At 68.9% G+C, this 18755-nt stretch carries 16 protein-coding genes and 3 tRNA genes; all 19 read left to right on the plus strand.

The genetic code is table 11. The features are described from left to right. Positions 1 to 104: 104 nt before the first annotated feature. The 19 genes from QR78_RS00065 to nuoN all read left to right on the plus strand — a co-directional run bounded on the left by QR78_RS00065 (position 105) and on the right by nuoN (position 18752). Positions 105 to 181: transfer RNA gene (locus tag QR78_RS00065), tRNA-Asp, on the plus strand. Between the two features lie 44 nt (positions 182 to 225). Continuing rightward, a tRNA-Asp gene (locus QR78_RS00070) sits at positions 226 to 302 on the plus strand. A 52-nt stretch (positions 303 to 354) separates the two neighbouring features. After that, positions 355 to 431 (plus strand) — tRNA-Asp (locus QR78_RS00075). Positions 432 to 547: 116 nt separating this feature from the next. Then, complete coding sequence (locus tag QR78_RS00080; protein WP_048425435.1) at positions 548 to 2215, plus strand: methyl-accepting chemotaxis protein; 1668 nt, start codon at positions 548 to 550, stop codon at positions 2213 to 2215. A 93-nt stretch (positions 2216 to 2308) separates the two neighbouring features. Beyond that, positions 2309 to 2863 carry a CAP domain-containing protein gene (locus QR78_RS00085; protein ID WP_082171520.1) on the plus strand — a complete coding sequence of 185 codons (555 nt, stop codon included), beginning with the start codon at positions 2309 to 2311 and terminating at the stop codon, positions 2861 to 2863. A gap of 307 nt (positions 2864 to 3170) precedes the next feature. Continuing rightward, complete coding sequence (locus QR78_RS00090) at positions 3171 to 3536, plus strand: NADH-quinone oxidoreductase subunit A (RefSeq protein ID WP_048425436.1); 366 nt, start codon at positions 3171 to 3173, stop codon at positions 3534 to 3536. Between the two features lie 50 nt (positions 3537 to 3586). Beyond that, complete coding sequence (locus QR78_RS00095; protein ID WP_048425437.1) at positions 3587 to 4168, plus strand: NuoB/complex I 20 kDa subunit family protein; 582 nt, start codon at positions 3587 to 3589, stop codon at positions 4166 to 4168. A 12-nt stretch (positions 4169 to 4180) separates the two neighbouring features. Continuing rightward, positions 4181 to 4843, plus strand: coding sequence for an NADH-quinone oxidoreductase subunit C (locus QR78_RS00100; RefSeq protein ID WP_048425438.1), 663 nt, complete (start codon positions 4181 to 4183; stop codon positions 4841 to 4843). 6 nt (positions 4844 to 4849) lie between these two features. Further along, positions 4850 to 6040 (plus strand): NADH-quinone oxidoreductase subunit D, encoded by a 1191-nt coding sequence (locus QR78_RS00105; protein ID WP_048425439.1) that lies wholly within the window; start codon positions 4850 to 4852, stop codon positions 6038 to 6040. A gap of 59 nt (positions 6041 to 6099) precedes the next feature. Continuing rightward, positions 6100 to 7203, plus strand: a complete 1104-nt coding sequence (nuoE, locus tag QR78_RS00110) for an NADH-quinone oxidoreductase subunit NuoE (RefSeq protein ID WP_048425440.1) — start codon at positions 6100 to 6102, stop codon at positions 7201 to 7203. 48 nt (positions 7204 to 7251) lie between these two features. Further along, positions 7252 to 8553 carry an NADH-quinone oxidoreductase subunit NuoF gene (gene nuoF, locus QR78_RS00115; protein ID WP_048425441.1) on the plus strand — a complete coding sequence of 434 codons (1302 nt, stop codon included), beginning with the start codon at positions 7252 to 7254 and terminating at the stop codon, positions 8551 to 8553. Between the two features lie 99 nt (positions 8554 to 8652). Next, positions 8653 to 10734 carry an NADH-quinone oxidoreductase subunit NuoG gene (gene nuoG, locus QR78_RS00120; RefSeq protein WP_048425442.1) on the plus strand — a complete coding sequence of 694 codons (2082 nt, stop codon included), beginning with the start codon at positions 8653 to 8655 and terminating at the stop codon, positions 10732 to 10734. A 13-nt stretch (positions 10735 to 10747) separates the two neighbouring features. Beyond that, entirely contained in the window at positions 10748 to 11770 is a 1023-nt protein-coding gene (gene nuoH / locus QR78_RS00125) for an NADH-quinone oxidoreductase subunit NuoH (RefSeq protein WP_048425443.1), read from the plus strand. Between the two features lie 23 nt (positions 11771 to 11793). After that, positions 11794 to 12282 (plus strand): NADH-quinone oxidoreductase subunit NuoI, encoded by a 489-nt coding sequence (gene nuoI / locus QR78_RS00130; RefSeq protein ID WP_048425444.1) that lies wholly within the window; start codon positions 11794 to 11796, stop codon positions 12280 to 12282. 189 nt (positions 12283 to 12471) lie between these two features. Beyond that, positions 12472 to 13092, plus strand: a complete 621-nt coding sequence (locus tag QR78_RS00135) for an NADH-quinone oxidoreductase subunit J (protein WP_048425445.1) — start codon at positions 12472 to 12474, stop codon at positions 13090 to 13092. A 122-nt stretch (positions 13093 to 13214) separates the two neighbouring features. Next, complete coding sequence (gene nuoK, locus QR78_RS00140) at positions 13215 to 13520, plus strand: NADH-quinone oxidoreductase subunit NuoK (RefSeq protein WP_048425446.1); 306 nt, start codon at positions 13215 to 13217, stop codon at positions 13518 to 13520. Positions 13521 to 13602: 82 nt separating this feature from the next. Then, complete coding sequence (gene nuoL / locus QR78_RS00145; RefSeq protein WP_048425447.1) at positions 13603 to 15753, plus strand: NADH-quinone oxidoreductase subunit L; 2151 nt, start codon at positions 13603 to 13605, stop codon at positions 15751 to 15753. Positions 15754 to 15775: 22 nt separating this feature from the next. Next, a complete protein-coding gene (locus QR78_RS00150) occupies positions 15776 to 17296 on the plus strand; it encodes an NADH-quinone oxidoreductase subunit M (protein WP_048425448.1) in 1521 nt (506 codons plus the stop codon). Positions 17297 to 17306: 10 nt separating this feature from the next. Beyond that, a complete protein-coding gene (gene nuoN, locus QR78_RS00155; protein WP_048425449.1) occupies positions 17307 to 18752 on the plus strand; it encodes an NADH-quinone oxidoreductase subunit NuoN in 1446 nt (481 codons plus the stop codon). The last annotated feature ends 3 nt before the right edge of the window (positions 18753 to 18755 follow it).

Genomic DNA, 18755 nt, shown 5'->3' on the forward strand with positions numbered 1-18755 from the left:
CCGACACCCGTCCCGCACCCCCTCCCGGCTTTCTTGAGCCGGCGGCTTGACAGGGTAGGGGGCGCCCCATACACCGCAGCCATCGCAGCACTGCGAGACGCCGGGCGGACGTAGCTCAGTCGGTTAGAGTGCCGGCCTGTCACGCCGGAGGTCGCGGGTTCGAGCCCCGTCGTCCGCGCCACTTCCTTTACGGATAAGGCGTTTCTGTAGTGCAAAGCGCCATGTGCGGACGTAGCTCAGTCGGTTAGAGTGCCGGCCTGTCACGCCGGAGGTCGCGGGTTCGAGCCCCGTCGTCCGCGCCACTTCCTTCGAGGGAGTGGCAGCCGAGGCTACATGGTGAAGCGAGCGCGCCGCGCGGGCGTAGCTCAGTTGGTTAGAGTGCCGGCCTGTCACGCCGGAGGTCGCGGGTTCGAGCCCCGTCGCCCGCGCCACTCGCCGCACTGCACAAAAATCCCCTGATCCGCAGCTTACGCTAACGCAACGTCAAGCATCGCGCCCCTAAGGCATTCCCCAACGAAACTCGGGGATGCGGATGTCTTGGTCTAACATGAGCGTGAGCCGAAAGTTCGCCGTCCTGATGGCGGCGGCAGTGCTCGGCCTCGGGGCGGTGGTTCTTTACGCCTTGCGGGCAAACCACGACAGCCTGATCAGCGAGCGCGTGGCGAAGCTCCGGGCCCTCACCGACGTGGTGGTGGCGACCGCGACCGGCCTCGACGCGGATGTGAAGGCCGGTGCGCTGACGAGGGAGGCCGCGATGGCGACGTTCCAGCGGCGCGCCAACGCGATGCGCTACGACGGCGACAACTACGTCGCGGTCTACGACTATTCGGGCAAGGCGCTGGTGATGCCGCCCAAGCCCGACTGGGTCGGCAAGGACATGAGCGGCCTGAAGGATGCGAGCGGCATGCTGCTCGTCAAGGCGATCACCGACATCGCCCGGTCCGGGACGCCCGGCACCCTGCGCTACGTCTTCACCCGTCCGGGCGGCGAGGCCCACGTCCCGAAGCTGAGCTACATCCAGGGCTTCGCGCCGTGGACGCTCGCGATCTTCACCGGCGTCTACGTCGACGACATCGACGCCGCGTTCTGGCGTCACGCCCTCTGGCTCTGCACCATCGCCGGCGTGGCGATCCTCGGCATCGGCCTCTTCGGCGTCCTCGGCTGGCGCTCGATCGTCGGCGGGCTCGCCGGCCTGACCGATGCCACCGCGGCCCTGGCGAATGGGCGCTACGACGCGGCGATCCCCGGAACCGGGCGGCGCGACGAGATCGGCCGGATCGCCCGGGCCATCGACGTCTTCCGTGTCGTCCTCGCGGAGCGCGAGAGCCTGGCGGCCGAGCGGGATGCCAGCGAGGCGCAGGCCCGCCGCGCCGCCCAGATGGCCCGCGAGGTCGAGACCTTCGAGACCGCGGTGGCGCAGGTCCTGGCCCAGGTCGACGCGGCGGCCCGCGACCTCGACGCGACCGCCCGGGCCCTGTCCGGCACCGCCGCCGAGGCCGCGAGCCGCGCCGGGACGGCGGCGACCTCCGCGGCGGAGGCGTCGCGCCGGGCCGGCGGCCTGTCCTCCGCCGCCGAGGGCCTCGGCCGGTCGATCGACGCCGTCGGCAGCGACATGCGCGAGGCCGCGACCATGGCCCGGGACGCGGTCACCGGAACCGACCGCACGGCGGCGGTGATGCAGAGCCTCGGCGAGGCCGCTGCCCGCATCGGCGACGTCGTCACGGTGATCGCCGGCCTCGCCTCGCAGACCAACCTGCTCGCGCTCAACGCCACGATCGAGGCGGCCCGCGCCGGGGAGGCGGGACGCGGCTTCGCGGTCGTCGCCGCCGAGGTCAAGCAGCTCGCCGGCCAGACCGACCGGGCGACCCAGGAGATCTCCGCCCAGGTCGCGGCGATCCAGGATACGACCCGGCGCGCGACCGCCGCCATGGGCGAGGTCGCCGAGCAGGCCCGGGCCATCAACGGCGTGACCGACCGGGTCGCGACCGCCGTCGAGACCCAGGTCGGGGCGACCCAGGCCATCGTGCGCGGCGTGGCGGAGGCCGCTGCCGGCACCGCCACGGTGAGCGGCGCGGTCGAGGGCCTCGCCCTCGACGCCGAGGCCACCGGCGACGCCGCCCGCCACGTGCTTCAGGCCGCCGACACCGTGGCGCAGCAATCCGCCAGCATCGGCGCCGAGGTGAGACGGTTCCTGGCGACGCTCCGAGCCGCCTGAAGGCCGCCCGCACATCGCCACAATCGCCGGACAGGTGGCGCCGCCCGCGTGGATATGCCGGGCTGCGCCGCCTGCCCGAGGATCGACCCGACGATGTCCCAGCCGCTCCGTTCGACGGCCCCCGCCCACCCGGCCGGGCGCCCGCACCACGGCGTGGCCCGGCGCCCGCTCGTGCTCGCCGCCCTCGCCGGAACCGCCCTGGCGCTCGCCGGGTGCAGCGGCAGCGCGCTCCTGCCGGCTCCCGACTTGCCGACGACCCCGGTGATCCTCGACGAGGCGGCTGCCGCTGCGGCGATCTCGCGCTACCGCGCGAGCCACGGCCTCGGCCCGGTGGTGGTCGATTCCTCGCTCATCCGCGCCGCCTCGTACCAGGCGGAATCCAACGCCCGCGCCGGCCGGCTCTCGCACGAGGTCGGCGGCACCTTCGACGTGCGGCTCAAGCGCGCCGGCTTCGGCGGCCGCTACGCCGCCGAAAACCTGAGCGCGGGATCCGCCACCTTCGACGAGGTGCTGAAGCGCTGGCAGGTCTCCCCCGAGCACAACCGCAACATGCTGATGCCGCAGGTCCGACGCGTGGGCATCGCCCGGGTCGATGCGCCCGGCAGCCGCTACAAGCGCTTCTGGGCCCTGATCCTGTCGGACGGCTGAGCGGCGCCCCGGCGACCGGATCGGGCACCCGGCGGGGCCGGAGCGGGAAGGGGCCCTGCGACGATACTCCCCGGGAGGCCCGAGGCCCCGCGGTGTTGTGCGCCGCGCGCATATCCTTATGTAGCGCAGGGACGTTCGCGGTTTGTGCGGTGCGAACGCCCCTTGTTTCGCAATACCCGCTCGTTTAAGCCTCGCGGCACCTTCCGGGCTTTGGAACCGTTCCGAGAACGGCCCCGGCGGCCCGCGGCGCGGGCCCGCGCCAAGGCCCGCGCTCACAAGGCCTCGCGCCAACCCTTGAGGATGCTCGATGAACGGCCTCCTGTCGGATTACCTGCCGCTGGTGATCTTCATCGGCGTCTCTCTCGTCATCGCGGTGGCGCTGCTCGTGGCTCCGTTCCTGGTGGCCTATAACAGCCCGGACCCCGAGAAGCTCTCGGCCTACGAGTGCGGGTTCAACGCCTTCGACGACGCGCGCATGAAGTTCGACGTGCGCTTCTACCTCGTCGCCATCCTGTTCATCATCTTCGACCTCGAAGTGGCCTTCCTGTTCCCGTGGGCGATCACGTTCGGGGATCTCGGCTGGTTCGGCTTCTGGTCGATGATGCTCTTCCTCGGCGTGCTCACCGTCGGCTTCGTCTACGAGTGGCGCAAGGGCGCCCTCGAGTGGGACTAGAAGCCGGAACGCGCAGAGCCGCCCCCGAGACGTAGGAACCGGACCCCACCATGGCCCTCACCACCGTCCGCGCCCCCGAGATCGCGCCGCAGCCCAAGGGTATCCTCGACCCGGCCACCGGCAAGCCGATCGGCGCCAACGACCCGACGTTCCTGACGATCAGCGACGAGCTCGCCGATCGCGGCTTCCTGCTCACCACCACGGACGACCTCATCACCTGGGCCCGCACCGGCTCGCTGATGTGGATGACCTTCGGCCTCGCCTGCTGCGCCGTCGAGATGATGCAGATGTCGATGCCGCGCTACGATTGCGAGCGCTTCGGCTTCGCCCCGCGCGGCTCGCCGCGCCAATCCGACGTGATGATCGTCGCCGGCACGCTGACCAACAAGATGGCGCCCGCGCTCCGCAAGGTCTACGACCAGATGCCGGAGCCGCGCTACGTCATCTCGATGGGCTCCTGCGCCAATGGTGGCGGCTACTACCACTACTCCTACTCGGTGGTGCGCGGCTGCGACCGGGTCGTGCCGGTCGACATCTACGTCCCGGGCTGCCCGCCGACCGCCGAGGCGCTGCTCTACGGCGTTCTGCTGCTGCAGAAGAAGATCCGCCGCACCGGCACGATCGAGCGCTGAGGCGGGGATCCCATGAGCAACGGCATCACCATCCGGGCCCATACCCACAGCGAGCAGGGCGACGCGGCCCTGCTGGCGCTCTCCGACGCTCTGGCCGCAAGCCTGGGCGCCGCGATCACCGACCGGGCGCTCGCCTTCGGCGAATTGACGCTGGTGGTCGAGGGCTCCGAGATCCTGCGGGTGCTCACCCACCTGCGCGACGATCCGGCTTGCGCCTTCTCGACCTTCATCGACATCTGCGGCGCCGACTATCCGGCGCGGGCGAAGCGCTTCGACGTCGTCTACCACCTGCTCTCCATGCGCCATAACCGGCGCATCCGGGTGAAGGTGCAGACCGACGAGCGCACCCCGGTCCCGTCGGCGATCCCGGTCTTCCCGGCCGCCAACTGGTTCGAGCGGGAGACCTACGACCTCTACGGCATCCTGTTCTCGGGCCATCCGGACCTGCGCCGGCTGCTCACCGATTACGGCTTCGAGGGTCACCCCCTCCGCAAGGACTTCCCGCTGACCGGCTTCGTCGAGGTCCGTTACGACCAGGACGAGGCGCGGGTCGTCTACGAGCCCGTGCGACTGACGCAGGAATTCCGCAACTTCGACTTCCTGTCCCCCTGGGAGGGCACCGACTACGTGCTCCCGGGCGACGAGAAGGCCGACAAGGCACCGGCGAAAGGCTGAGCCGACATGGGCGAGCACAGCATCCGCAACTTCTCGATCAACTTCGGCCCGCAGCACCCGGCGGCGCACGGCGTGCTGCGCCTGGTGCTGGAGCTCGACGGCGAAGTGGTCGAGCGCGTCGATCCGCATATCGGCCTGCTGCACCGCGGCACCGAGAAGCTGATCGAGGTCAAGACCTACCTCCAGGCGACGCCCTATTTCGACCGGCTCGACTACGTCGCGCCGATGAACCAGGAGCACGCCTTCTGCCTCGCGGTCGAGCGGATGCTCGGGATCGAGGTGCCGCGCCGCGCCAAGCTGATCCGCACGCTCTATTGCGAGATCGGCCGGCTCCTGTCGCACCTTCTCAACGTCACCACGCAGGCGATGGACGTCGGCGCCCTCACGCCCCCGCTCTGGGGCTTCGAGGAGCGCGAGAAGCTGATGATCTTCTACGAGCGCGCTTCCGGAGCGCGTCTCCACGCCAACTACTTCCGCCCGGGCGGCGTCCACCAGGACCTGCCGCCGAGCCTGATCGACGACATCGAGGCGTTCTGCGAGACCTTCCCGCAGGTGGTCGACGACCTCGACAACCTCGTGATGGCCAACCGCATCTTCAAGCAGCGCAACGTCGACATCGGCATCGTCACCGTCGAGGAGGCGCTGGCCTGGGGCTTCTCCGGCGTGATGGTGCGCGGCTCCGGCATCCCGTGGGACCTGCGCAAGTCGCAACCCTACGAGGCCTATGCCGAGATGGAGTTCGACATCCCCGTGGGGAAGAACGGCGACACCTACGATCGCCAGGTCATCCGCATGGAGGAGATGCGCCAGTCGGTGCGCATCATGAAGCAGTGCATCGCCAAGCTGCGCGAGCCGGCCGGCCAGGGGCCGATCGCCACGCAGGACGGCAAGGTCGCGCCGCCGCCACGGCGCGAGATGAAGCGCTCGATGGAGGCGCTCATCCACCACTTCAAGCTCTACACCGAGGGCTTCCACGTCCCGGCCGGCGAGGTCTACGCCGCCGTCGAGGCGCCCAAGGGCGAGTTCGGCGTGTACCTGGTCGCCGACGGCACCAACAAGCCGTATCGCTGCAAGATCCGCGCTCCGGGCTTCGCCCACCTCCAGGCGATGGACTGGATGTGCCGCGGGCACCTGCTGGCGGACGTGTCGTGCATTCTCGGCACGCTCGACATCGTGTTCGGCGAGGTGGACCGGTGAGGGGGCTCACGCCCTCGCCCGCACCCGTCGGACACGTTTGAGACATGGACGTTTGAGACATGGCCAACCGCAGATTAGCCCCTCTCTCCGAGCAGCCCGAGAGCTTCGCGTTCACGGCTGAAAACGCCGAGTGGGCCAAGGGGCAGATCGCCAAATACCCGGAGGGGCGCCAGGCCTCGGCGGTGATCCCGCTCCTGTGGAAGGCGCAGGAGCAGAATGGCGGCTGGCTGCCGCAGAAGGCGATCGAGGCGGTGGCCGACCAGCTCGGCATGCCGCATATCCGCGTGCTGGAGGTCGCGAGCTTCTACACGATGTTCGCCCTCGAGCCGGTCGGCCGCTACTGGATCCAGGTCTGCGGCACGGCGCCCTGCGACGTCTGCGGCGCCCGCGAGCTGAAGCAGTACCTTCACGAGCGGCTTGGCCCGTCGGGCCATGTCAGCCCGGACGGCAACTTCTCCTGGCTCGAGGTCGAGTGCCTGGGCGCGTGTTGCAACGCCCCGATGGCGCAGATCAACCACGACTACTTCGAGGATCTCACGCCTGAGTCCCTCGGCAAGCTCATGGACGACCTCGCGGCCGGCCGGCCGGTGAAGGTCGGCTCGCAGATCGGCCGCACCTCCTCCGAGCCCAAGGACGCGGTGACGACCCTCCAGGACGAGACGCTGTTCGACGGCTCGCGCGTCGGCGCGTGGCGCAAGCGCTTCGAGGAGGAGGGGCTGAAGGAGACCGGCGCCGACTCGACGGGCGAGAAGGCCCGTGCCGACGCCTCGGCCGCCGAGAATCCGAAGGCCGCCCGCCCGGATGCCGGCCGCGCCACCGAGAGCAAGGCTGCCGCCGCGCCCGCGCAGGCCCAGTCTCCCGCCGGCGTCGAGCCGAAATCCGACAAGGGCGAGGTGACGCCGGACCGCACCACCGTCGCGGTCCCCCGTACCGGGCCGGAGACCGTCGGCGCGCCGCAGAGCGGCCGCTCCTACACCCCGACCCCCGTCGACCCCGCGGACGGCCGCCCGGTGGCTGCCGCCAAGGGGACGACGCCAGAGGCCGGCGCCGTGCCGGCGAACGCCCCGGGCAAGACCGACGGATCGCAGGCCAAGCCCGTCGGCGTGACCAACGCGGACAAGGCCGCCGACAAGGGCCCGCCCGGCCCCAAGGCGAAGCAGTAATCTCGACCATGATGCCCCTTTTCACAGCAGGCCTGTAGGACGATCGCCATGCTCGCCGATCAGGATCGGATCTTCACCAACCTCTATGGTCTCCATTCCCCCGGTCTCGAGGCCGCGAAGAAACGCGGCGCGTGGGACGGCACCAAGTTCCTGCTCCAGCAGGGCCGGGACTGGATCATCGAGGAGATGAAGAAATCGGGCCTGCGCGGCCGCGGCGGCGCCGGCTTCCCCACCGGCCTGAAGTGGTCCTTCATGCCCAAGAAGTCGGACGGCCGGCCGCACTACCTGGTGGTGAACGCCGACGAGTCCGAGCCGGGCACCTGCAAGGACCGGGAGATCATGCGGCACGACCCGCATCTCCTGATCGAGGGCTGCATGCTGGCGTGCTTCGCCATGGGCGCGCATGCCTGCTACATCTACATCCGCGGCGAGTACGTCGCCGAGAAGCACGCGCTCCAGCGCGCGGTGGACGAGGCCTACGCCGCCCGCCTCGTCGGCGAGAGCAACGTCCACGACTACCCCTTCGACATCTACGTCCACCACGGCGCCGGTGCCTACATCTGCGGCGAGGAAACGGCGCTGATCGAGAGCCTCGAGGGCAAGAAGGGGATGCCGCGGCTCAAGCCGCCGTTCCCGGCCAATATGGGCCTCTACGGCTGCCCGACGACGGTCAACAACGTCGAGTCGATCGCGGTGGCGGGCACCATCCTGCGCCGCGGCGGCGCCTGGTTCGCGGGCCTCGGCCGTCCGGGCAACACCGGCACCAAGCTGTTCTGCGTCTCGGGCCACGTCAACAAGCCTTGCAACGTCGAGGAGGAGCTCGGGATCACCTTCCGCGAGCTGATCGACCGGCATTGCGGCGGCATGCGCGGCGGCTGGGACAACCTTCTGTGCTCGATCCCCGGCGGCTCCTCGGTGCCGCTGGTGCCGGCCGCCGAGATCATCGACGCGCCGATGGATTTCGACACGCTGAAGAACCTGAAGTCGGGCCTCGGCACCGCCGCCGTGATGGTGTTCGACAAGTCGACCGACATGGTCGCGACGATCGCCCGCATCGCGTACTTCTACAAGCACGAGTCCTGCGGCCAGTGCACCCCGTGCCGCGAGGGTACCGGCTGGATGTGGCGCGTGATGCTGCGCATGGCGGAAGGCCGGGCGCAGAAGCGCGAGATCGACATGCTGCTCGACGTGACGAAGCAGATCGAGGGCCACACGATCTGCGCGCTCGGCGACGCCGCCGCCTGGCCGATCCAGGGCCTGATCCGGCACTTCCGCCCCGAGATCGAGAAGCGCATCGACCGCTACACCGCCAACCCGCACCCGACCCCGGTGCCGATGGCGGCGGAGTGAGACGGTGCCGCGTCTGCCGCATCATGACCTGCCTTCCCGGTTCGCCGGCCCGGCGCGCGGAGACGCGCGCCCCGCGGACCTCGCCCGAGAGTTGACCGCATGACCAAGATTCTCGTCGACGGCATCGAGGTCGATGTCCCGCCGGACTACACCCTGCTCCAGGCCTGCGAGGTCGCGGGCGCGGAGATCCCGCGCTTCTGCTTCCACGAGCGGCTGTCGATCGCCGGCAATTGCCGCATGTGCCTCGTCGAGCTGAAGGGCGCGCCGAAGCCCGTCGCCTCCTGCGCCTGGGCCGTGCGCGATTGCCGCCCGGGTCCGAACGGCGAGCCGCCGGCGGTGTCGACCAAGTCGGCCCTGACCAAGAAGGCGAGAGAGGGGGTGATGGAGTTCCTCCTCATCAACCACCCGCTCGATTGCCCGATCTGCGACCAGGGCGGCCATTGCGACCTGCAGGACCAGGCGATGGCCTACGGCGTCGACTCGACCCGCTACGGCGAGAACAAGCGCGCCGTCGAGGAGAAGTATATCGGCCCGCTGGTGCGGACCGCGATGAACCGCTGCATCCACTGCACCCGCTGCGTCCGCTTCCTGGCGGAGGTGGCCGGCGTGCCGGATCTCGGCGCCATCGGCCGCGGCGAGGACATGGAAATCACCTCCTACCTCGAGCGCGCGATGGAATCGGAGCTGCAGGGCAACGTCGCCGACCTCTGCCCGGTCGGCGCGCTGGTCCACAAGCCGCAATCCTACAACGTCCGCCCCTGGGAGCTGAACAAGACCGAATCCGTCGACGTGATGGATGCGGTCGGCTCGGCGATCCGCGTCGATACCCGCGGCCGCGAGGTGATGCAGATCGAGCCGCGGGTGAACGAGGCGATCAACGAGGAGTGGATCTCCGACAAGACCCGCCACGTCGTCGACGGCCTGCGCCTCCAGCGCCTCGACCGGCCGTATCTCCGCGAGAACGGCCGCCTGCGTCCGGCCTCCTGGGCCGAGGCCTTCGGGGCGATCGCCGCCAAGCTCAAGGGCGCCGATCCGAAGCGCGTCGGCGCGATCGTCGGTGACCTCGCGGGCGTCGAGGAGATCTTCGCGCTCAAGACCCTGATGGGCGCGCTGAAGGTCCAGAACCTCGATTGCCGCCAGGATGGCGCGATGATCGACCCGGCCTGGGGCCGGGCCGCCTACACCTTCGGTCCCGGCATCGCCGGCATCGAGCAGGCGGACGCGATCCTGATCGTCGGTGCCAACCCGCGCACCGAGGCCTCGCTGCTCAACGCCCGCATCCGCAAGCGTTGGCGGATGAGCCCGATCCAGATCGGCGTGATCGGCGAGGACGCGGACCTCACCTATCCCCACACCTATCTCGGCGCCGGTCCCGAGACCCTGGCCGAGGTGGCCTCGGGCCGTCACAGCTTCGCGGAGGCCTTCAAGGCCGCCGAGCGGCCGCTGGTCATCGTCGGCCAGGCGGCGCTCGCTCGTCCGGACGGCGCTGCGCTCCTCGCGGCGGTCGCCAAGCTGGTCCAGGGCCTGGGCGCGAAGGCCGAGGGCTGGAACGGGCTGGGCGTGCTCCAGAACGCGGCGTCCCGCGTCGGCGCCCTCGATCTCGGCTTCGTGCCGGGGGAGGGCGGCCTGACCTTCGCCGAGATGGTGCAGGGCGGCGCGCTCGACGTGGTGTTCAACCTCGGCGCCGACGAGGTCGAGGTCGGTCCGGGTGCCTTCGTGATCTACCAGGGCACCCACGGCGACAAGGGCGCCCACCGCGCCGACGTGATCCTGCCGGGCGCGGCCTATACCGAGAAGTCGGCGACCTACGTCAACCTCGAGGGCCGGGTGCAGCTCGCCAACCGGGCCGCCTTCCCGCCGGGCGACGCCCGCGAGGACTGGGCGGTCCTGCGCGCCCTCTCGGACGTGCTCGGCCAGCGGCTGCCGTTCGACTCGCTCGGCGCGCTGCGCAAGGCGCTCTACGCCGCGCATCCGCACTTCGCCGGCATCGACCAGGTCGCGCCGGCCGACGGGACTGCGGCCCTGACGACCCTCGCGGGCCTGTCGGGCGAGCCGAGCCGCGAGGCGTTCCGCCCCGCGGTGGCCGATTTCTATCTCACCAACCCGATCGCCCGCGCCTCGCGGGTGCTCGCCGAGTGCTCGGGTCTCGCCCGCGGGCGGGCCCTCGAAGCGGCGGAATGAGGAGCACCGACCGATGACCGTCTGGGAGGTGCTCGGCACCGTCCTCCTCATAGGCCTGAAGAGCGTGGCGCTGCTGGTGGCGCTGCTCGTCTTCATCGCCTACGCGCTGCTCGCCGACCGCAAGATCTGGGCGGCGGTGCAGCTGCGCCGCGGCCCGAACGTGGTCGGGCCCTGGGGCCTGTTCCAGTCCTTCGCCGACCTCTTGAAGTTCGTGCTGAAGGAGCCGGTGATCCCGGCGGGCGCCAACAAGAGCCTGTTCCTCCTGGCGCCGCTGATCTTCGCCACCCTGGCGCTCGCCGCCTGGGCGGTGATCCCGCTCGCCGACGGGTGGCCGATCGCCGACATCAATGTCGGCATCATCTACATCTTCGCGATCTCGTCGCTCGGCGTCTACGGCGTCATCATGGGCGGCTGGGCCTCGAACTCGAAATACGCCTTCCTGGGCGCGCTCCGCTCGGCCGCCCAGATGGTGTCCTACGAGGTGTCGCTCGGCTTCGTGATCGTCACGGTGCTGATGTGCGCCGGCTCGCTCAACCTGTCGCAGATCGTGCGGGCGCAGGACACCTCGCTCGGCATCCTCGGCTGGTACTGGCTCTGGCTCTTCCCGATGTTCGTGGTGTTCTTCATCTCGGCGCTGGCCGAGACGAACCGCCCGCCCTTCGACCTGCCCGAGGCCGAATCCGAGCTCGTCGCCGGCTACATGGTGGAATACTCTTCCACCCCGTACCTGCTGTTCATGCTCGGCGAGTATGTCGCCATCGTCACGATGTGCGCGCTCGGCACGATCCTGTTCCTCGGCGGCTGGCTCTCGCCGATCCCGTTCGCGCCCTTCACCTGGGTGCCGGGCCTGATCTGGTTCGCGCTCAAGGCCAGCTTCCTGTTCTTCATGATCGCCATGGTGAAGGCGATGGTGCCGCGCTACCGCTACGACCAGCTCATGCGGCTGGGCTGGAAGGTCTTCCTTCCGCTCTCCCTCGTCATGGTGTTCGTCGTCGCCTTCGTCCTCAAGCTGACCGGCCTCGCGCCGGTCTCCTGAAGCCCCCCGTCGGAGAACGAGCCATGAAGCTCGACCAGGTCGCCCGCGGCCTGCTGTTGAAGGAGTTCGTCACCGGGTTCGCCCTGGCGATGCGCTACTTCTTCAAGCCCAAGGCGACGATCAACTATCCCTTCGAGATGGGCCATCGCGGCCCGCGCTTCCGCGGCGAGCACGCCCTGCGGCGCTACCCCAACGGGGAAGAGCGCTGCATCGCCTGCAAGCTCTGCGAGGCGGTGTGCCCGGCCCAGGCCATCACCATCGAGGCGGGCCCGCGCCGCAACGACGGCACCCGGCGCACGACGCGCTACGACATCGACATGGTGAAGTGCATCTATTGCGGCATGTGCCAGGAGGCCTGCCCGGTCGATGCCATCGTCGAGGGGCCGAACTTCGAATTCTCGGTCGAGACCCGCGAGGAGCTCCTCTACGACAAGGAGAAGCTGCTCGCGAACGGCGACCGCTGGGAGCGCGAGATCGCCCGCAACATCGCGGCGGACGCGCCCTACCGCTGATCGCGGCCGGGGGAGGGCGGCCCGCTCTCCCTCCTTCGAGGACCAGGGGAGGACGGTGATCCTCCCCCATCCACGCCACATTCGCCGCTCCCCCGGTTGTGCGCCGCGGGAGCGGGTTCTATAGACGAGCCGCCGGCACGCTCCGGGGGTCGGGCAGGAGGCCGCCGCCAGGCGGCATGAATTCAGCGCATGACCGCAGCCGCCGCCTTCTTCTATCTGTTCGCCGCGATCACCGTCGCCTCCGGCTTCATGGTGGTCGCCTCGCGCAACCCCGTCGTTTCGGTGCTCTTCCTCATCCTGGCCTTCGTGAACGCCTCCGGGCTGTTCGTGCTGATGGGGGCGGAGTTCCTGGCCATGCTCCTGGTCGTGGTCTATGTCGGCGCCGTCGCGGTGCTGTTCCTGTTCGTCGTCATGATGCTCGACGTCGACTTCGCGGCGATGCGCCAGGGCTTCCAGGACTACCTGCCGGTCGGCGGCCTGATCGGGGCGGTCTTCCTGGTCGAGCTGCTCCTCGTGGTCGGCTCTTGGGCGATCGATCCGGGCCTCGTCCACGGCCCGCTGGCGGTGTCGCCGGGGTCCGAGACGGTGACCAACACGCAGGCCCTCGGTCTCGTTCTCTACACCAACTACTTTTTCTTCTTCCAGATCGCCGGCCTGATCCTGCTGGTGGCGATGATCGGCGCGATCGTGCTGACCCTGCGCGACCGTCCGGGCGTCAAGCGCCAGGACATCGCGATCCAGAACGCCCGCACCCAGGCCAGCGCCGTCGAGGTCCGCCAGGTCCCGACCGGCCAGGGCGTCGAGGTCTGACGGGCGCGGTCAGACGAGTTTCGTGCGGGGCCCGGCGGGCCCCGCGGTGCGGATGGCAAGAGCGGCGGGGCGGCTGAAGCGCCTCGCGACACGAAGGCGGCCGCAAGCGGCCGAGAGGCACGATGATCGGTTTGAGCCATTACCTGACGGTCGCCGCGATCCTGTTCACCCTCGGGGTGCTCGGCATCTTCATCAACCGCAAGAACATCATCGTGATCCTGATGTCCGTCGAGCTGATCCTGCTCGCGGTGAACATCAACCTCGTGGCGTTCTCGACCCATCTCGGCGATATCGTCGGCCAGGTCTTCGCCCTGTTCGTGCTCACGGTCGCCGCCGCCGAAGCCGCGATCGGCCTCGCCATCCTGGTGGTGTTCTTCCGCAACCGCGGTTCGATCGCCGTCGAGGACGTCAACATGATGAAGGGCTGACGCGGCTCACCGAGCCCGCACGCCCTTTCCCCCAAGAACCAGCGCCACAGCGGCAACCGCCACGCGAGGCCGGGACCCGAGCATGTACCACGCGATCGTCTTCCTGCCCCTGATCGGCTTTCTCATCGCCGGTCTGTTCGGGCGCCGCATCGGCCCGCGGGCCAGCGAGGTGGTGACCACCGGCATCCTCGTCTTCGTGGCGCTCCTGTCCTGGGTCGCCTTCTTCGAGGTGACCGGCGGGCACGGCCACGGCGCCACCACGTATCACGTCGCGACGTGGTTCACCGCCGGCGGCCTGACGGTCGACTGGGCGTTCCGGGCCGACACGCTCACTGCGGTGATGCTGGTCGTGGTCAACAGCGTCTCGGCGCTCGTCCACCTCTACTCGATGGGCTACATGCACGAGGATCCGCACCGGCCGCGGTTCTTCGCCTACCTGTCGCTCTTCACCTTCGCCATGCTGATGCTGGTGACGTCGGACAACCTCGTCCAGATGTTCTTCGGCTGGGAGGGCGTCGGCCTCGCCTCGTACCTGCTGATCGGCTTCTGGTACGAGAAACCCTCGGCCAATGCCGCCGCCATGAAGGCTTTCATCGTCAACCGCGTCGGCGATTTCGGCTTCTCCCTCGGCATCTTCCTCTGCTTCGTGCTGTTCGGCGCGGTCTCCTACGACGCCATCTTCGCCAAGGTGCCGGAGCTCAAGGACGCAACGTTCCACCTGCTGGGCTACGACTGGAACGCGCTGACCATCTGCTGCCTGTTGCTGTTCATGGGCGCCATGGGCAAGTCGGCGCAGTTCCTGCTGCACACCTGGCTGCCGGACGCGATGGAGGGCCCGACCCCGGTCTCGGCGCTCATCCACGCCGCCACCATGGTGACCGCCGGCGTGTTCATGGTCGCCCGTCTGTCGCCGCTCTTCGACGCGGCGCCCAACGCGCTCATCGTCGTCACGGTGATCGGCGGCATCACGGCCTTCTTCGCGGCCACCGTCGGCCTCGTGCAGAACGACATCAAGCGCGTCATCGCGTACTCGACCTGCTCGCAGCTCGGCTACATGTTCGTGGCGCTCGGCGTCGGCGCCTACGCGGCGGGCGTCTTCCACCTCTTCACCCACGCCTTCTTCAAGGCGCTGCTGTTCCTCGGAGCCGGCTCGGTCATCCATGCGATGCACCACGAGCAGGACATGCGGAACATGGGGGATCTGCGCCGCTACATCCCCTTCACCACCGCCATGATGGCGATCGGGACGCTCGCGCTGATCGGCTTCCCGTTCACCGCCGGCTTCTACTCGAAGGACGCCATCATCGAGGCGGCCTACATGTCGACCCGCCCGGGCCACACGCTGGCCTTCCTGGCGACCGTCATCGCGGCCTTCTTCACCTCGTTCTACTCCTGGCGCCTGTTCTTCATGACCTTCGAGGGTCGGGCCCGCTGGCAGAACGCGCATGGCCACGGCCATGACGACCACCACGCCGACGCGCACGCCCACCATGCCGTCGCCCACGCCTCCGCCCACACGTCGGCCCATGCCTCCTCCGCCATCGCCGACGGCGCCCTCGGCCACCACGAGGGTGTCGCCCACGACGACAAGGGCCACGACGTCGAGCCGGTCTCGCGCTCGGCCATCGAGCACCACGACGACCACCACGCCCATACCCCGCACGAGAGCCCGAAGGTGATGACGATCCCCCTGGCGATCCTCGCCATGGGTGCGCTCTTCGCCGGCCTGGTGTTCAAGAACCGCTTCATCGGCGAGGGCATGGACGAGTTCTGGAAGGGCGCGCTCGCGCACGGCCCCGACAACCACATCATGCACGACATTCACAACGCGCCGGCCTGGGTGCAGCACTCGCCCTTCGTGATGCTGGTGCTGGGCTTCGTGCTCGCCTTCTGGATGTATATCCGCCGGCCGGAGCTGCCGCACCAGCTCGCCACCAACCAGCCGCTGCTGTACCGCTTCCTGCTCAACAAGTGGTACTTCGACGAGATCTACGACCGGATCTTCGTCCGCCCGGCCAAGGGCTTCGGCGAGTTCCTGTGGAAGGTCGGCGATGGCCGGATCATCGACGGGATGGGCCCGAACGGCATCGCCGCCCGCGTGGTCGACGTCACCCGCGGGGTGGTCCGCCTGCAGACCGGCTACGTCTACCACTACGCTTTCGTGATGCTGGTCGGCGTCGCGGCCCTGGTGAGCTGGTACCTCATCACCGGCGTCTCCGCGGCCACCCACTGACCTGACCGGAGAACAGAGACTCATGCTCGGCCTCGGGATCCTCTCCGGCCTCCTCGTCCTGCCCCTCGTCGGCGCCGCGTTCATCCTGACGCTGCGCGGCGACGAGGAGTCGGTCCGCCGCAACGCCCGCTGGGCGGCGCTCATCGCCACCCTCGCCACCTTCCTGCTGTCCCTCGTCGCCTGGGGTCGCTACGACACCGCGACCTCGCAGTTCCAGCTCGTCGAGACCCATGCCTGGCTGACGGACACGATCCGCTTCAAGCTCGGCGTCGACGGCTTCTCGATGCCGCTGGTGCTGCTCACCACCTTCCTGATGCCGTTCTGCGTCGGTGCCTCCTGGCTCTCGATCGAGCACCGGGTGAAGGAGTACTTCGTCGCGTTCCTGGTCCTCGAGACCACGATGATCGGCGTGTTCTGCGCCCTCGACCTTGTGCTGTTCTACCTGTTCTTCGAAGCCGGCCTGATCCCGATGTTCCTCATCATCGGCATCTGGGGCGGCAAGCGCCGGATCTACGCGTCGTTCAAGTTCTTCCTCTACACCCTGCTCGGCTCGGTGCTGATGCTGCTCGCCATCATGGCGATGTACTGGCAGGCCGGCACGACCGACATCCCGACCCTGCTGCAGACCCGTTTCCCGGCGAACATGCAGATCTGGCTGTGGCTCGCCTTCTTCGCCTCCTTCGCGGTGAAGATGCCGATGTGGCCGGTCCATACCTGGCTCCCCGACGCCCACGTCGAGGCGCCGACCGCCGGATCGGTCATCCTGGCGGGCATCCTCCTGAAGATGGGCGGCTACGGCTTCATCCGGGTCTCGCTGCCGATGTTCCCGGACGCGTCCCACTATTTCGCCCCGATGGTCTACACCCTCTCGGTCGTGGCGATCATCTACACCTCGCTGGTCGCGCTGGTGCAGACCGACATCAAGAAGCTGATCGCCTACTCCTCGGTAGCGCATATGGGCTTCGTGACGCTCGGCCTGTTCACGCTGAACGAGCAGGGCATCCAGGGGGCCCTGTTCCTGATGATCTCGCATGGCATCGTCTCGGGTGCGCTCTTCCTCTGCGTCGGCGTCATCTACGACCGGATGCACACCCGCGAGATCTCGGCCTATGGCGGCCTCGTCAAGCGCATGCCGCTCTACGCCGTCGCCATGATGGTCTTCACCATGGCCAATGTCGGCCTGCCGGGCACCTCGGGCTTCGTCGGCGAGTTCCTGGCCATGATGGGCGCCTTCCGGGCCAACCCGATGGTCTCGTTCTTCTCGGTCTTCGGCATCATCCTGTCGGCGGCCTACGCCCTGTGGCTCTTCGCCCGGGTGGTCTACGGCAAGCTCGAGAAGCCGAGCCTGCAGGGGATCACCGACCTCGATCGCCGCGAGATGCTGATCCTCGCCCCGCTCGTCGTCCTGACGATCTATTACGGCGTCCATCCCGGCCCGATCCTCGACGTCTTCGCGCCCTCGACGGACGCGCTGATGCAGGGGATGCGCGCCGCCCTCTCCACGACCCAGACCGCTGCCGCGGCTCTGCCGGTCCCGCACTGAGTTTTTCGCGATGAACGCCGCTCAGATCGTCATGCCCGCCCTCGGGCCCGCCCTGCCGGAGCTGATCCTGTCGGTCGGCGTCCTGGTGCTGATCCTCTACGGGGCCTTCAAGGGCGAACGCTCCACCGAGGGTGTCAGCGTCGGGGCCCTGATCCTGCTGATCCTCGCGCTGTTCGCGGTGGTCAGCCAGCCCTTCGGCGCCAAGGTCACCACCTTCAACGGTGCCTTCATCGTCGACGGGTTCGCCCGGTTCATGAAGGCGCTGACCCTCCTCGGATCGGCCGCCGCCATCCTGCTCGCCAAGGAGCATTTCGAGCGCGAGCGCATCGCCCGGTTCGAATATCCGATCCTGATCGTCCTCTCGACGATCGGCATGATGGTCATGGCCTCGGCTAACGACCTGATCGCGCTCTACATGGGCCTCGAGCTGCAGAGCCTGGCGGCCTACGTCATCGCCTCGTTCCACCGCGACGACGTGCGCTCGACCGAGGCCGGCCTGAAGTACTTCGTGCTCGGCGCCCTGTCCTCCGGCATGCTGCTCTACGGCGCCTCGCTGGTCTACGGCTTCACCGGCACCGTCTCGTTCCCGCATATCGTCACCGCGCTCCGCGAGGGCTCGGGGGTCGGCGTGGTGCTCGGCGTCGTGTTCGTCGCCGCCGGCGTCTCGTTCAAGCTCGCGGCCGTGCCGTTCCACATGTGGACGCCGGACGTCTACGAGGGTGCGCCGACCCCGGTCACCGCCTTCTTCGCCTCGGCTCCCAAGATGGCGGCGATGGCGATGGCCGTGCGCGTCTTCATCGGCGCCTTCCCGGTCATCACCCCGGAATGGCAGCAGATCATCGTGTTCGTGTCGATCGCCTCGATGGCGCTCGGCTCCTTCGCGGCGATCGGCCAGCGCAGCCTCAAGCGCCTGATGGCGTATTCCTCCATCGCCAATGTCGGCTACGCCCTCATCGGGCTCGCCGCCGGCACGGAGGAGGGGGTGCGCGGCGTCGTGATCTACATGGCGATCTACCTGGCCATGACGCTCGGCGCCTTCGCGGTGATCCTGTCGCTGCGCCGCGGCCGCCAGATGTACGAGACCATCGACGACCTGTCGGGCCTGTCGCGCACCCATCCGCTGGTCGCGTTCCTGCTCGCCATGATGATGTTCTCGCTCGCCGGCATTCCGCCGCTCGCCGGGTTCTTCGCGAAGTTCTACGTCTTCGCGGCGGCCATCAAGGCGAACCTGGTGCTGCTGTCGGTAATCGGCGTGGTCACCAGCGTGGTCGGCGCCTACTACTACCTGCGCCTCGTCAAGGTGATGTACTTCGACGAGCCGGCGGGCGCCTACGCCCCGATGGGCCCTGGCCTGCGCATCGTGCTCGGCCTGTCGAGCGTCGTGGTGCTGCTGTTCTGGCTCGTGCCGGCTCCGCTGGTCGGGCTGGCTGGGGCCGCCGCGAAGTCGCTGTTCTAGGCG

Origin of the sequence: Methylobacterium indicum, assembly GCF_001043895.1 — a bacterium.
In the GTDB taxonomy this organism is placed as follows: domain Bacteria; phylum Pseudomonadota; class Alphaproteobacteria; order Rhizobiales; family Beijerinckiaceae; genus Methylobacterium; species Methylobacterium indicum.

Excerpts from the sequence above, each read along its gene's own strand:
- QR78_RS00080 (WP_048425435.1), top strand. The coding sequence starts at position 548 with ATGAGCGTGAGCCGAAAGTTCGCCGTCCTGATGGCGGCGGCAGTGCTC.
- QR78_RS00085 (WP_082171520.1), top strand. The coding sequence starts at position 2,309 with ATGTCCCAGCCGCTCCGTTCGACGGCCCCCGCCCACCCGGCCGGGCGC.
- QR78_RS00090 (WP_048425436.1), top strand. The coding sequence starts at position 3,171 with ATGAACGGCCTCCTGTCGGATTACCTGCCGCTGGTGATCTTCATCGGC.
- QR78_RS00095 (WP_048425437.1), top strand. The coding sequence starts at position 3,587 with ATGGCCCTCACCACCGTCCGCGCCCCCGAGATCGCGCCGCAGCCCAAG.
- QR78_RS00100 (WP_048425438.1), top strand. The coding sequence starts at position 4,181 with ATGAGCAACGGCATCACCATCCGGGCCCATACCCACAGCGAGCAGGGC.
- QR78_RS00105 (WP_048425439.1), top strand. The coding sequence starts at position 4,850 with ATGGGCGAGCACAGCATCCGCAACTTCTCGATCAACTTCGGCCCGCAG.
- nuoE (WP_048425440.1), top strand. The coding sequence starts at position 6,100 with ATGGCCAACCGCAGATTAGCCCCTCTCTCCGAGCAGCCCGAGAGCTTC.
- nuoF (WP_048425441.1), top strand. The coding sequence starts at position 7,252 with ATGCTCGCCGATCAGGATCGGATCTTCACCAACCTCTATGGTCTCCAT.
- nuoG (WP_048425442.1), top strand. The coding sequence starts at position 8,653 with ATGACCAAGATTCTCGTCGACGGCATCGAGGTCGATGTCCCGCCGGAC.
- nuoH (WP_048425443.1), top strand. The coding sequence starts at position 10,748 with ATGACCGTCTGGGAGGTGCTCGGCACCGTCCTCCTCATAGGCCTGAAG.
- nuoI (WP_048425444.1), top strand. The coding sequence starts at position 11,794 with ATGAAGCTCGACCAGGTCGCCCGCGGCCTGCTGTTGAAGGAGTTCGTC.
- QR78_RS00135 (WP_048425445.1), top strand. The coding sequence starts at position 12,472 with ATGACCGCAGCCGCCGCCTTCTTCTATCTGTTCGCCGCGATCACCGTC.
- nuoK (WP_048425446.1), top strand. The coding sequence starts at position 13,215 with ATGATCGGTTTGAGCCATTACCTGACGGTCGCCGCGATCCTGTTCACC.
- nuoL (WP_048425447.1), top strand. The coding sequence starts at position 13,603 with ATGTACCACGCGATCGTCTTCCTGCCCCTGATCGGCTTTCTCATCGCC.
- QR78_RS00150 (WP_048425448.1), top strand. The coding sequence starts at position 15,776 with ATGCTCGGCCTCGGGATCCTCTCCGGCCTCCTCGTCCTGCCCCTCGTC.
- nuoN (WP_048425449.1), top strand. The coding sequence starts at position 17,307 with ATGAACGCCGCTCAGATCGTCATGCCCGCCCTCGGGCCCGCCCTGCCG.